Origin of the sequence: Streptomyces sp. CB01373, assembly GCF_002803075.1 — a bacterium.
Taxonomy (GTDB): Bacteria; Actinomycetota; Actinomycetes; order Streptomycetales; family Streptomycetaceae; genus Streptomyces.
Map to the genome: position 1 here is coordinate 62695 of NZ_NNBK01000019.1, position 13315 is coordinate 76009.

The window sequence follows — 13315 nt, forward strand, 5'->3', positions numbered from 1 at the left end:
CCAGCGGACGGGGCCGCGCGCCGTGTCGTCAGAGGCCCAGCCGCACGGCGATGAGTCGCGCCGCCGACTCCTGGACGCATCGCTCGGCGAGCGTACGGGCCGGATCACGGGCCCCATCCTGCACGGCGGAGACGACGGCGCGAAGACGATCTGCGACTTCTTCACGATATTCGTCGTCGCCGAGCACCAGGCACAGCAGCGCGCCGACCTCCGTCTGGAGCGCGATCTGCTCCCGGGTGAGCCGGGCGGACTGCGCGGCCGCCGCCAGCTCCACATGGAACCGGCCGTAGACCCGGCTGCGGGCCGCCGCGTCCCCGGCCTCCGCCAACTCCTCGGCGGTGCACAGCAGTCCGCCGAGATCGCCGGGTTCGGTGCGATCGGCGGCGAGTGCGGCCGCCGCCCCCGACAGCGCGGCCCAGTGGTCGCTGAGGTCGCGCAGTTCCTCGGTGCTCCAGCCGCGCAGCCGGGACTTCAGCCGTTCCTCGTCAGGGAGTTCGGGCAGGGAGACGAAGCTGCCGCCGCCGCGCCCGCGCCGGGTGACGACCAGGCCCTGCTGCCGCAGCGCCATCAGCGCCTCCCGCAGGGTCACCGTGGACACGCCGAGCTGCCCGGCCAGTTCGCTCTCACCGGGCAGCTGTTCCCCCTCCGCGAGCAGCCCGAGTTCGATGGCGTCGCCGATCCTGCGCACCACCGCGTCCACCCGCGCCCGGCTCTCCACCGGCGCGAAGACGACTCTGCGGGCACCGGCCTCACCCGCGTCCACCGTCGCGCGCGGGCTGTCGGCCCCGTTCTCGACGTGTCCCTGCTTCACGGCCACCACCTTGCCAGTTGACCCAAGTTTTACCTAGAGGCGGTCTTGAGCTTTGAACTATGACTTCATAGGTTTCAGCTCAACGTTCGGAAGCGTCAGAAAGGTTCCCCATGGAGGGAGTTGCCGTCCGACTGCAGGGCCTGCGCAGGACGTTCGGGGAGACGGCCGCCGTGGCCGGGGTCGACCTGGAGATCCGGGACGGGGAGTTCTTCTCGATGCTCGGCCCCTCCGGCTCGGGCAAGACCACCGTCCTGCGCCTGATCGCCGGCTTCGAGGCCCCCGACGCGGGCCGCGTGGAGCTCGCCGGGCAGGAGGTCACCGGCCTCGCCCCCTTCGAACGGGACGTCCACACCGTCTTCCAGGACTACGCCCTCTTTCCCCACATGACCGTCGAGCAGAACGTCGCCTACGCCCTGAAGATTCGCAAAGTGCCCAAGGCGGAACGCCTCGTCCGCGCCCGCAAGGCCCTCGCCGAGGTGCGTCTCGACGGCTACGGCGGACGGCGCCCGGCCGAACTCTCCGGCGGCCAGCGCCAGCGCGTCGCCCTCGCCCGCGCCCTGGTCGGCCGCCCCCGCGTCCTGCTGCTCGACGAACCGCTCGGTGCCCTCGACCTCAAGCTGCGCGAGCAGATGCAGGTCGAACTCAAGGCGCTCCAGCGCGAGGTCGGCATCACCTTCGTGTTCGTCACCCACGACCAGGAGGAGGCCCTGACGATGAGCGACCGCATCGCCGTCTTCCACCAGGGCCGCATCGAACAGGTCGGCACCCCCGCCGAGATCTACGAACGCCCGGCGACCCTGTTCGTCGCCTCCTTCGTCGGTACCTCCAACCTGCTGGAGGGCGAGTCGGCCCAACGGATCCTCGGCGTCCCCGGAACCCACAGCGTCCGGCCCGAGAAGATCCGCGTCCTGAAGGAGTCCGCCGACGCCGACGAACCCGGGCAGGCGACCGTCACCGGCATCGTCGCCGAGGTCGTCTACCTGGGCGACTCCACCCGCTTCCTGGTCGACCTCGACACCGGCGGCCGCCTGACCGCGCTCCAGCAGAACCTGGAGACCTCCGCCGAGGACGTCGCCGCCTACCGCGGCACCCGGGTACGGCTGGCATGGCACCGCCGCCACGCCGTCCAGGTCCCCGACGCCCGCTGAGCAAGCACCACCGCCCCCGACCCATGGAGTACGTCGTGCGCCTGACCCGAACCCTCCAGACGGCGGCCGCCCTCACGCTGCTGCTCGCCGCCACCGCCTGCGGCTCCTCCGGCTCGGGGAGCGGCACCTCCGCCACCGGCCTCAACCCTCCCGACCTCAAGGCGCAGGCCGAACTCGGCAGGCCCGAGGGCCGGGTCAACGTCATCGCCTGGGCCGGCTACGTCGAGGACGGCTCCAACGACCCGAAGGCCGACTGGGTCAGCGGCTTCGAGAAGCAGACCGGCTGCCAGGTCCACTCCAAGGTCGCGGCCAGCTCCGACGAGATGGTCAAACTCATGAAGACGGGGGAGTACGACACCGTCTCCGCCTCCGGCGACGCCTCCCTGCGCCTGATCGCCTCCGGCGACGCCGCCCCGGTCAACACCGACCTCGTACCGAACTACAAGGACGTCTTCGGCGACCTGAAGCTGCAGGCCTGGAACTCCGTCAAGGGCAAGGCCTACGGCATCCCGCACGGCCGCGGGGCCAACCTGCTCATGTACAACACCGAGAAGGTACGGCCCGCGCCCGACTCCTGGTCGGCCGTCTTCGACGACGCGGCACGGTACAAGGGCCACGTCACGGCCTACGACTCGCCCATCTACATCGCCGACGCCGCCCTGTATCTCAAGGCCACCAGGCCGGAGTTGAAGATCAAGGACCCGTACGCGCTCGACCAGAAGCAGTTCGACGCCGCCGTCGCCCTGCTGAAGAAGCAGAACGCCGACGTCGGCGAGTACTGGGGCGACTACCTGCAGGAGGTCTCCGCGTTCAAGAGCGGCGACTCCCTGGTCGGCACCACCTGGCAGGTCATCGTGAACCTCGCCGCCTCCGAGGGCGCCAAGGTCAAGGCGTTCGTGCCCAAGGAGGGCGCGACCGGCTGGTCCGACACCTGGATGATCTCCGCCAAGTCCAAGCACCCCAACTGCGCCTACAAGTGGCTGGACTGGATCGTCTCCCCGAAGGTCAACGCCCAGGTGGCCGAGTACTTCGGCGAGGCCCCCGCCAACGCCAAGGCCTGCGAGCAGACCAGCGACAAGGACTTCTGCGCCACCTACCACGCCGCCGACACCGGCTACTGGAAGCGGGTCGCCTTCTGGAACACGCCGATCCCGCAGTGCCTGGACGGCCGTACGGACGTCACATGCGTCCCGTACGCCAAGTGGGTGCAGGCCTGGACCGAGATCAAGGGCTGAACCATGACCGTCACCGCCCAGGCCGCCGGACGACAGGGCTCACGGGCCGGCGTCCGGCGGCTGGCCGGGATGCTGCACCGCCGCCCCCGGCTGCGCCTCTCCCTGCTGCTGACCGCCCCGCTGCTGTGGCTGGCCGTGCTGTACCTCGGCTCGCTGGCCGTGCTGTTCCTCTCCGCCTTCTGGACGACGAACTCCTTCACCTCCGAGGTCGTCAAGGTCTGGTCGCTGGACAACTTCCGCGCGCTGCTGACGACTTCCGTCTTCCACCAGGTGATCCTGCGCAGCGTCGGCGTGGCCCTCGCGGTCACCGCCCTGTGCGCGCTGATCGCCTTCCCGCTCGCCTTCTGCACCGCGCGCGTAGCCCGGCCCCGGTGGCGGCCCCTGCTCGTCGTCGCCATCCTCACACCCCTGTGGGCGAGTTACCTGGTCAAGGTGTACGCCTGGCGGCTCATCCTGTCCCAGGGCGGGCTCGCCGACTGGATGCTGAGGCCGTTCGGACTGAGCGGCCCCGGATTCGGCCTGCCGGCCGCCCTCATCACCCTGACCTACCTCTGGCTGCCGTACATGATCCTGCCGATCCACACCGCCCTCGAGCAGTTGCCGGCCAACCTGCTCGACGCGTCCGCCGACCTCGGGGCGCGTCCCTGGCGCACCTTCCGGTCGGTGGTGCTGCCCATGGTGCTGCCCGCGGTCGCCGCCGGGTCCGTCTTCACCTTCTCGCTCAGCCTCGGCGACTACATCACCGTGCAGATCGTCGGCGGCAAGACCCAGCTGATCGGCAACCTCGTCTACTCCAACATCGAACTCAACCTGCCCATGGCCGCCGCACTCGGCACGGTGCCCGTCGTCGTCATCGTGCTCTACCTGCTGGCGATGCGGCGCACGGGCGCCCTCAGCAGCCTCTGACCGTCCACGGCAGCCTTCCCTGGGGGTGTACCACGTCATGCAGCTCTCCCGTGGCGCGCGCGTCGCGCTGGGCGTCGCCGCCGCCTTCGGCTTCGCGGTGATCTACGTCCCGCTCCTGCTGGTCCTCGTCAACTCCCTCAACCCCGACCGCAGCGCCGGCTGGCCGCCGCCCGGCCTGACCCTGCACTGGTGGTCGGTGGCCTGGGACAACTCCGGGGCGCGCGGCGCCGTCTGGGTCTCGGTGAAGGCGGGTCTGGGAGCCACCGCGATCGCCCTGGTCCTCGGCACGCTCATCGCCTTCGCGGTGGCCCGGCACCGCTTCTTCGGCCGCGACACCCTGTCCTTCGTGGTCGTGCTGCCGATCGCGCTGCCCGGCATCGTCACCGGCATCGCCCTGAACTCCGCCTTCTCCACGGTGCTCCGGCCGCTCGGCGTCGGCCTCGGCCTGTTCACCGTGGTCGTCGGGCACGCCACGTTCTGCATCGTCGTGGTCTTCAACAACGTCGTGGCCCGGCTGCGCCGCACCTCCGGCTCGTACGAGGAGGCGGCGATGGACCTCGGCGCGAACACCTTCCGCGCCTTCGTCGACGTCACCTTCCCGCTGGTGCGCTCGGCGCTCTTCGCCGGCGGCCTGCTCGCCTTCGCCCTGTCCTTCGACGAGATCGTGGTCACCACCTTCACCGCGGGACCCGGCGTCGAGACCCTGCCCATCTGGATCTTCAACAACATGACCAGACCCCAGCAGGCCCCCGTGGTCAACGTCGTGGCAGCCGTCCTGGTCCTCCTCTCCGTCATCCCGATCTACGTAGCCCAACGCCTGTCCTCGGACACGGCGACGGAGAGCAGGATCTAGCACGGCAACGGGCACGGCAACGGCCGACATCCTTTACGCAAGCAGTTTGCGTCTCTTGCGTTAGGCTTGCGCATATGACGCGACGACTTGCGGAAGTGGCGAAGAAGGTCGGGGTCAGTCAGGCCACGGTCAGCCGGGTGCTCAACGGGAAGCCCGGAGTGTCCGACGCCACCCGGCAGGCGGTGCTCTCCGCGCTGGACGTGCTCGGGTACGAGCGGCCGACGCAACTGCGCGGCGAGCGGGCCCGGCTGGTGGGCCTGGTCCTGCCCGAGCTGCAGAACCCGATCTTCCCGGCCTTCGCGGAGGCCATCGGCGGCGCGCTGGCCCAGCTCGGGCTCACCCCGGTGCTGTGCACCCAGACCAAGGGCGGGGTCTCCGAGGCGGACTACGTAGAGCTGCTGCTGCAACAGCAGGTCTCCGGCGTCGTGTTCGCGGGCGGCCTCTACGCCCAGGCGGACGCGCCGCACGACCACTACCGGCGGCTCGCCGAGCGCAACATCCCCGTGGTGCTGGTCAACGCGGCCATAGAGGACCTCGGTTTCCCCGCGGTGTCCTGCGACGACGCGGTCGCCGTGGAGCAGGCCTGGCGCCATCTCGCCTCCCTGGGGCACGAGCGGATCGGCCTGGTGCTCGGGCCGGAGGACCACATGCCGTCGGCCCGGAAGCTGGCCGCGGCCCGCACCCTCGCGGGCGAGCTGCCCGACGAGTTCGTGGCGCGGGCGATCTTCTCCATCGAGGGCGGCCACGCGGCCGGGGCCAAGCTGATCGACCGCGGGGTGACCGGCCTCATCTGCGCCAGCGACCCGCTCGCACTGGGTGTCGTACGGGCCGCCCGGCGCAAGGGACTCGACGTGCCCGGTCGGATCTCCGTCGTGGGCTACGACGACTCCGCGCTGATGAACTGCACGGAACCGCCGCTCACCACCGTGCGCCAGCCCATCGAGTCGATGGGCAGGGCCGCGGTCGAACTGCTCAACGCGCAGATCGGCGGCACCTCCGTACCGGCCGACGAGCTGCTGTTCGAGCCGGAACTGGTGGTCCGTGGCTCCACCGCGCAAGCACCGCGTGACTGAGATCCAGTAGATCCTCTCTACTGTCAAATAATTACAGATTCTGCGCGACATCTTGCGAAGCCCTGTCGCCGGTGCTTGAGTGTGCGGCGCCCACAGCTCCTGTCCAGAGGGGTCCACCGATGTCAAGCACCGGCTTCCGCCGCACACTTGCGGCGATCGGCGTCTGTTCCTCCCTTGCCCTCGTCGCCACGGCCTGCGGGTCGTCGGACGACGAGTCGTCCGGCGGCAAGACCCGCATCACCGTCAACTGCGAGCCGCCCAAGAGCGCCAAGGTCGACCGGAAGTTCTTCGAGGAGGACATCGCCTCCTTCGAGAAGCGGAACCAGGACATCGACGTCGTCGCGCACGACGCCTTCCCCTGCCAGGACCCGAAGACCTTTGACGCCAAGCTGGCCGGCGGCCAGATGGAGGACGTCTTCTACACCTACTTCACCGACGCCAGGCACGTCGTGGACATCAACCAGGCCGCCGACCTCACCCCGTACGTCAAGGAGCTGAAGAGCTACGACACCATCCAGCAGCAGTTGCGCGACATCTACACCGTCGACGGGAAGATCTACGGCGTCCCGCGCACCGGCTACTCGATGGGCCTGATCTACAACCGCAAGCTCTTCGAGAAGGCGGGCCTCGACCCCGACAAGCCGCCGGCCACCTGGGAGGAGGTCCGCGCCGCCGCCAAGAAGATCGCCGCGCTCGGCGGCGGAACCGTCGGCTACGCCGACTACAGCGCCCAGAACCAGGGCGGCTGGCACTTCACCGCCGAGCTGTACTCGCAGGGCGGCGACGTCGTCGACGCCGACGGCAAGAAGGCCACCGTCGACACCCCCGAGGGCCACGCCGTGCTCCAGAACCTGTACGACATGCGCTGGACCGACGACTCGATGGGCAGCAAACAGCTCCTCGTCATCAACGACGTGCAGCAGATGATGGGTTCGGGCAAGCTCGGCATGTACCTCTCCGCCCCCGACAACATCCCGATCCTGGTCAAGGAGAAGGGCGGCAACTACAAGGACCTGGCCCTCGCCCCGATGCCCGGCGGCAAGGGCACGCTCATCGGCGGCGACGGCTACATGTTCAACAAGAAGGCCACGCCCGACCAGATCCGCGCCGGCCTCAAGTGGCTCGACCACATGTTCCTCACCCCCGGCGAGGGCTTCCTCGGCGACTACGCCCGCGCCAAGAAGAACGACGGCCCGGTCGGCCTGCCCGAGCCGCGGCTGTTCACCGGCGCCGCCGACGCCAAGGACCAGGAGGTCAAGAAGGCCAACGCGAACGTCCCGGTGGAGAACTACCAGGCCTTCCTCGACGGCAACAAGAGCCTCCAGCTGAAGATAGAGCCGCCGAACGCCCAGCAGATCTACTCCGTCCTCGACGGGGTCGTCTCCGCCGTCCTCACCAAGAAGGACGCGAACATCGACCAGCTCCTGGGGGACGCCTCCGGCAAGATCGACAGCATCCTGTCCCGGAGCTGACGGCGATGACGAAGACGGCAGCGCGGCGATCCGCCCCGGCGGTCGCCGTCCGCTCCCTCCCGGCGCCGCCCCCGGCAGGGGACCGGAGGCGGCGGCGACTGCGCGACCAGCTCCATGCCTACGGATTCCTCCTCGGCGGCCTCGTCTGCTTCGCCCTGTTCTCCTGGTACCCGGCGATCCGCGCGGTCGTGATCGCCTTCCAGAAGTACACGCCTGGCGCCGAGCCCGAGTGGGTCGGCACCGCCAACTTCACCCGCGTCCTGCACGACCCGGAGTTCACGGCGGCCTGGCGCAACACGCTCACCTTCACGCTGCTGGCCCTGCTCATCGGCTTCGCCGTCCCGTTCGTCCTCGCCCTGGTCCTCAACGAACTCCGCCACGCCAAGGCCTTCTTCCGGGTCGTGGTCTACCTGCCGGTGATGATCCCGCCGGTGGTGAGCGCCCTGCTCTGGAAGTGGTTCTACGACCCCGGCGCCGGCCTCGCCAACGAGGCGCTGCGCTTCCTGCACCTGCCCACCTCGAACTGGACCAACGGCGCCGACACCGCCCTGCTCTCCCTGGTGATCGTGGCGACCTGGGCCAACATGGGCGGCACCGTCCTGATCTACCTCGCCGCGCTCCAGTCCATCCCCGGCGAGCTGTACGAGGCCGCGGAACTGGACGGCGCGAACCTCCTCCAGCGTGTGCGGCACGTGACGGTCCCGCAGACCAGGTTCGTCATCCTGATGCTGATGCTCCTCCAGATCATCGCCACCATGCAGGTGTTCACGGAACCGTTCGTCATCACGGGCGGTGGCCCGGAGAACGCCACGGTCACCGTGCTCTACCTGATCTACAAGTACGCCTTCCTCTACAACGACTTCGGCGGGGCCTGCGCGCTCAGCGTGATGCTCCTGGTGCTGCTCGGCGCGTTCTCCGCCGTCTATCTGCGGCTCACCCGCTCCGAGGGGGACGCATGAGCACCCGGACCCTGATCTCCCCGGCCGTCCTGGCCCGCCCGCGCGGCAAGGCCGTCTACTGGACCGTATTCACCGGTGTCGTCCTGCTCTTCGCGCTCGCCTTCCTCTTCCCGGTCTACTGGATGGCGACCGGCGCGATGAAGTCGCCCGACGAGATCGCCCGCACCCCGCCCACCCCGCTGCCCGAGCGCTGGCACCTCGGCGGCTTCACCGACGCCTGGGACCTGATGCAGCTCCCGCAGCACCTGTGGAACACGGTGGTGCAGGCCGCCGGCGCCTGGGCGTTCCAGCTGGTGTTCTGCACCACCGCCGCCTACGCCCTGTCCAAGCTGAGACCCGCCTTCGGCAAGGTGGTCCTCGGCGGCATCCTCGCCACCCTCATGGTCCCGGCGCAGGCCCTCGTCGTACCGAAGTACCTGACGGTCGCCGATCTGCCGCTGATCCACACGAGCCTGCTCAACGACCCCCTCGGGATCTGGCTGCCGGCCGTCGCCAACGCCTTCAACCTCTACCTCCTCAAACGGTTCTTCGACCAGCTTCCGCGGGACGTTCTGGAGGCCGCCGAGATCGACGGCGCCGGACGGCTGCGCATCCTGTGGTCGGTGGTGCTGCCCATGTCCCGGCCGGTCCTCGGCGTAGTCTCGATCTTCGCGCTTGTCGCCGTGTGGCAGGACTTCCTCTGGCCGCTGATGGTCTTCTCCGACACCGACAAGCAGCCGATCAGCGTGGCCCTCGTCCAGCTTTCGCAGAACATCCAACTGACCGTGCTGGTCGCCGCGATGGTGATCGCCAGCATTCCGATGGTCGCCCTGTTCCTCGTCTTCCAGCGGCACATCATCGCCGGGATCAGCGCCGGCAGCACCAAGGGCTGACACGGCCCCCCTCGACAGAAAGGCACGCACTGTGGGACAGCCCACCCATGCCCGGAAGCAGACCGACTGGTGGCGCTCCGCCGTCATCTACCAGGTCTATGTGCGCAGTTTCGCGGACGGCGACGGGGACGGCACCGGTGACCTCGCCGGAGTCCGCGCGAAGCTCCCGTACCTCGCCGAACTCGGCGTGGACGCCCTCTGGTTCACCCCGTGGTACCTGTCGCCGATGAAGGACGGCGGCTACGACGTCGCCGACTACCGGGCCATCGACCCGGCCTTCGGAACCCTCGCCGAGGCGGAGAAACTGATCTCGGAGGCCCGGGAACTGGGCATCCGCACCATCGTCGACGTCGTACCGAACCACGTCTCCGACCAGCACCCCTGGTTCCGCGCCGCGCTCGCCGCGCCGCCGGGCAGCCCCGAGCGCGAGCTGTTCCACTTCCGCTCCGGCCGCGGCGAAAGGGGCGAACTGCCGCCCAACGACTGGCCGTCCCAGTTCGTCGGCTCCACCGAACCGGTGTGGACGCGGCTGCCCGACGGCGACTGGTACCTGCACCTGTTCACACCCGAGCAGCCCGACCTCAACTGGGACCACCCGGCGGTCCGCCAGGAGCACGAGGACATCCTGCGCTTCTGGTTCGAGCGGGGTGTCGCGGGCGTCCGCATCGACTCGGCCGCCCTGCTCGCCAAGGACCCCGCGCTGCCGGACCTCGTCGAGGGCCAGGACCCCCACCCGTTCGTCGACCGCGACGAACTCCACGACGTCTACCGCTCCTGGCGGTCCGTGGCCGACGTCCACGACGGCGTCTTCGTCGGCGAGGTGTGGCTTCCCGACCCCGAGCGTTTCGCCCGCTACCTGCGCCCCGACGAACTCCACACCGCCTTCAACTTCTCCTTCCTGTCATGCCCCTGGGACGCCGGACGGCTGCGGGAGTCGATCGACACGACGCTCGCCGAGCACGCCCCCGTGGGGGCACCGCCCACCTGGGTGCTGTGCAACCACGACGTCACCCGCACGGTCACCCGCTACGGCCGTGCCGACACCGGCTTCGACTTCGCCGCCAAGGCCTTCGGCACCCCCACCGACCTGGCCGTCGGCACCCGCCGGGCCCGGGCCGCCGCCCTGCTGTCCCTCGCCCTGCCCGGCGCGGTCTACGTGTACCAGGGCGAGGAACTCGGCCTGCCCGAGGCGGACATCCCCCTCGACCGCATCGAGGACCCGATGCACTTCCGCTCCGGCGGCACCGACCCCGGCCGCGACGGCTGCCGGGTCCCGCTGCCCTGGGCGGCCGACGCGCCGTACGCCGGCTTCGGCTCCTGCGACGAACCGTGGCTGCCGCAGCCGGCCGGCTGGCCCGCGTACGCCGTCGACCGGCAGCAAGGCGACCCCTTCTCCATGCTCACCCTCTACCGCGAGGCGATCCGCCTCCGCCCGGCCTTCGGCGACGCCCCCCTGACCTGGCTGCCCGCCCCCGAAGGCGTCCTCGCCTTCACCCGGGCCGACGGCGCGACCTGTGTCGTCAACCTCGCCGCCACGCCCGCCGAACTTCCCGCCCACACAGAACTCCTGCTGAGCAGCGGCCCGTTGGACGAGGCCGGCCGGCTCCCGCAGGACACGGCGGCCTGGCTGCGCGCCTGAGCCCGCGCAGCCCGGCCGCCGCGACGCACCGCGCTATCCCCGTTCCCCCACCACGAAGGGATCAGCACATGCACGCGACAACCAGGGCCGGATCAGCCCGGCGTCTGCCGGCCATCGGGGCGAGTGTCGCCCTCGCCGCCGGCATGCTCGTCACCCTCGGCGCACCCGCCGCCCACGCCGCGGCGGGCGCCACCCTCCCCCTCACCTCGGTCGAGGCCGAGTCCGCCACCACCAACGGGACCAGGATCGGGCCGGACTACACCCAGGGCACCATCGCCTCCGAGGCCTCAGGACGCCAGGCCGTCCGGCTGTCCTCCGGGCAGCGCGTGGAGTTCACGGTGCCGCGCGCCGCCAACGCCGTGAACGTCTCCTACAGCGTCCCCGACGGCCAGTCCGGCACGCTCAACGTGTACGTCAACGGCACGAGGCTGAGCAGGACGCTCGCGGTCACCTCGAAGTACTCCTATGTCGACACCGGCTGGATCGCCGGCGCCAGAACGCACCACTTCTTCGACAACACGCGCCTGCTGCTGGGCCAGAACGTCCAGCCCGGCGACAAGGTCGCCGTGGAGGCCGCGAACGTCCAGGTCACCGTGGACGTCGCCGACTTCGAGCAGGTCGCCGGGGCCGCCTCACAGCCCGCCGGATCGGTCTCCGTCACCTCCAAGGGCGCCGACCCCAGCGGCCAGGGCGACTCCACCCAGGCCTTCCGGGACGCCATCTCCGCCGCGCAGGGCGGCGTGGTGTGGATCCCGCCGGGCGACTACCGGCTCACGTCCTCCCTGAGCGGCGTCCAGAACGTCACCCTCCAGGGCGCGGGCAGCTGGTACTCGGTCGTGCACGCCTCCCGGTTCATCGACCAGTCCAGCTCCTCGGGGAACGTGCGCATCAAGGACTTCGCGGTCATCGGCGAGGTCACCGAGCGCGTCGACTCCAGCCCCGACAACTTCGTCAACGGCTCGCTCGGACCGAACTCCTCCGTCTCCGGCATGTGGCTCCAGCACCTGAAGGTCGGCCTGTGGCTGACCGGCAACAACGACAACCTCGTCGTCGAGAACAGCCGCATCCTCGACACCACCGCCGACGGCCTCAACCTCAACGGCACCGCCAAGGGCGTGAAGGTCCGCAACAACTTCCTGCGCAACCAGGGCGACGACTCGCTCGCCATGTGGTCGCTGTACGGTCCGGACACCAACAGCAGCTTCGAGAACAACACCATCTCGCAGCCGAACCTCGCCAACGGCATCGCGATCTACGGCGGTACGGACATCACGGTGAAGGACAACCTGATCTCCGACACCAACGCCCTCGGCAGCGGCATCGCGATCTCCAACCAGAAGTTCCTCGACCCCTTCTCCCCGCTGGCCGGCACCATCACGGTCGACGGCAACACGCTGGTGCGGGCCGGCGCGATGAACCCCAACTGGAACCACCCGATGGGCGCGCTGCGCGTCGACTCCTACGACAGCGCCATCAACGCCACCGTCCGCATCACCAACACCACGATCACCGACAGCCCGTACAGCGCCTTCGAGTTCGTGTCGGGCGGAGGCTACGGGTACCCGGTCAAGGGCGTCACCGTCGACGGCGCGACCGTGAAGAACACCGGCACGGTCGTCGTCCAGGCCGAGGCGCAGGGCGCGGCGACCTTCCGCGGCGTCACCGCCACCGGCGTGGGCGCTGCGGGCATCTACAACTGCCCCTACCCGGCGGGCTCGGGCAGCTTCGCGCTGACCGACGGCGGCGGCAACTCCGGCTGGAACACCACCTGGTCGGACTGCTCGACCTGGCCCAAGCCCGGTCAGGGCAACCCCGACCCCGACCCGGGCCGCAACCTCGCCAAGGGCCGCCCGGCCACGGCCACCGGCTCCCAGGACGTCTACACCCCGGGCAACGCGGTCGACGGGAACGCCGGTACCTACTGGGAGTCCACCAACAACGCCTTCCCGCAGTCCCTGACGGTCGACCTTGGCTCGAACCAGGCCGTACGCCGGCTCGTGCTGAAGCTGCCGCCGTCGTCGGCCTGGGGCGCCCGCACCCAGACCATCACCGTCCAGGGCAGCACCGACGGCTCGTCCTACTCCACCGTCGTCGGCTCCCAGGGCTACCGCTTCGACCCGGCCACCGGCAACACGGTCACCGTGTCCCTGCCGGGCAACACCAACCTCCGCTGGCTCCGCCTGACCGTCAGCGCCAACACCGGTTGGCCGGCGGGCCAGTTCAGTGAAGTGGAGGCCTACCTCACCCCGTGACCGCAGGCGTCCCGGGCTTCGCCGCCAGGAGCAGGTTCCGCGAGGCGGCGCAGCCCGGGACCGCCCGCGTGCACTGTGATCATGGTCACGCCATA

The 13315-nt window shown here is 69.9% G+C and carries 11 protein-coding genes; 10 read left to right on the forward strand and 1 reads right to left on the reverse strand.

Translation table 11 applies throughout. The annotated features are described in order from the left end of the window. Positions 1–28 precede the first annotated feature (28 nt). The gene (locus CG719_RS28190) at positions 29–763 is read right to left on the reverse strand and encodes a FadR/GntR family transcriptional regulator (protein ID WP_100571614.1); all 735 of its coding nucleotides are present in this window, start codon (positions 761–763) and stop codon (positions 29–31) included. A 158-nt stretch (positions 764–921) separates the two neighbouring features. On the opposite strand from CG719_RS28190, the gene CG719_RS28195 reads away from it, so the two are divergent. The 10 genes from CG719_RS28195 to CG719_RS28240 all read left to right on the forward strand — a co-directional run bounded on the left by CG719_RS28195 (position 922) and on the right by CG719_RS28240 (position 13220). Next, positions 922–1959, forward strand: coding sequence for an ABC transporter ATP-binding protein (locus tag CG719_RS28195; RefSeq protein WP_100571524.1), 1038 nt, complete (start codon positions 922–924; stop codon positions 1957–1959). 35 nt (positions 1960–1994) lie between these two features. Next, positions 1995–3194, forward strand: coding sequence for an ABC transporter substrate-binding protein (locus CG719_RS28200; RefSeq protein ID WP_100571615.1), 1200 nt, complete (start codon positions 1995–1997; stop codon positions 3192–3194). A gap of 3 nt (positions 3195–3197) precedes the next feature. After that, entirely contained in the window at positions 3198–4100 is a 903-nt protein-coding gene (locus CG719_RS28205) for an ABC transporter permease (RefSeq protein WP_100571525.1), read from the forward strand. 37 nt (positions 4101–4137) lie between these two features. Further along, entirely contained in the window at positions 4138–4953 is an 816-nt protein-coding gene (locus tag CG719_RS28210) for an ABC transporter permease (RefSeq protein ID WP_100571616.1), read from the forward strand. Between the two features lie 74 nt (positions 4954–5027). Then, complete coding sequence (locus CG719_RS28215; protein WP_199836812.1) at positions 5028–6026, forward strand: LacI family DNA-binding transcriptional regulator; 999 nt, start codon at positions 5028–5030, stop codon at positions 6024–6026. Between the two features lie 119 nt (positions 6027–6145). After that, positions 6146–7498, forward strand: coding sequence for an ABC transporter substrate-binding protein (locus CG719_RS28220; RefSeq protein WP_100571527.1), 1353 nt, complete (start codon positions 6146–6148; stop codon positions 7496–7498). A 5-nt stretch (positions 7499–7503) separates the two neighbouring features. Continuing rightward, positions 7504–8457, forward strand: a complete 954-nt coding sequence (locus CG719_RS28225) for a carbohydrate ABC transporter permease (RefSeq protein WP_100571528.1) — start codon at positions 7504–7506, stop codon at positions 8455–8457. Continuing rightward, positions 8454–9329, forward strand: coding sequence for a carbohydrate ABC transporter permease (locus CG719_RS28230; RefSeq protein WP_100571529.1), 876 nt, complete (start codon positions 8454–8456; stop codon positions 9327–9329). The genes CG719_RS28225 and CG719_RS28230 overlap by 4 nt, the downstream gene beginning before the upstream one ends. Before the next feature lie 31 nt (positions 9330–9360). Further along, positions 9361–10968: a glycoside hydrolase family 13 protein gene (locus CG719_RS28235; RefSeq protein WP_100571530.1), complete on the forward strand. Its 1608-nt coding sequence runs from the start codon at positions 9361–9363 to the stop codon at positions 10966–10968. Between the two features lie 68 nt (positions 10969–11036). After that, a complete protein-coding gene (locus CG719_RS28240) occupies positions 11037–13220 on the forward strand; it encodes a discoidin domain-containing protein (RefSeq protein WP_100571531.1) in 2184 nt (727 codons plus the stop codon). Positions 13221–13315 lie beyond the last annotated feature (95 nt).

Bases quoted from the DNA above. Each gene is read 5' to 3' on its own strand.
- CG719_RS28195 (WP_100571524.1), top strand. From the start codon at position 922: ATGGAGGGAGTTGCCGTCCGACTGCAGGGCCTGCGCAGGACGTTCGGG.
- CG719_RS28205 (WP_100571525.1), top strand. From the start codon at position 3,198: ATGACCGTCACCGCCCAGGCCGCCGGACGACAGGGCTCACGGGCCGGC.
- CG719_RS28210 (WP_100571616.1), top strand. From the start codon at position 4,138: ATGCAGCTCTCCCGTGGCGCGCGCGTCGCGCTGGGCGTCGCCGCCGCC.
- CG719_RS28215 (WP_199836812.1), top strand. From the start codon at position 5,028: ATGACGCGACGACTTGCGGAAGTGGCGAAGAAGGTCGGGGTCAGTCAG.
- CG719_RS28220 (WP_100571527.1), top strand. From the start codon at position 6,146: ATGTCAAGCACCGGCTTCCGCCGCACACTTGCGGCGATCGGCGTCTGT.
- CG719_RS28225 (WP_100571528.1), top strand. From the start codon at position 7,504: ATGACGAAGACGGCAGCGCGGCGATCCGCCCCGGCGGTCGCCGTCCGC.
- CG719_RS28230 (WP_100571529.1), top strand. From the start codon at position 8,454: ATGAGCACCCGGACCCTGATCTCCCCGGCCGTCCTGGCCCGCCCGCGC.
- CG719_RS28240 (WP_100571531.1), top strand. From the start codon at position 11,037: ATGCACGCGACAACCAGGGCCGGATCAGCCCGGCGTCTGCCGGCCATC.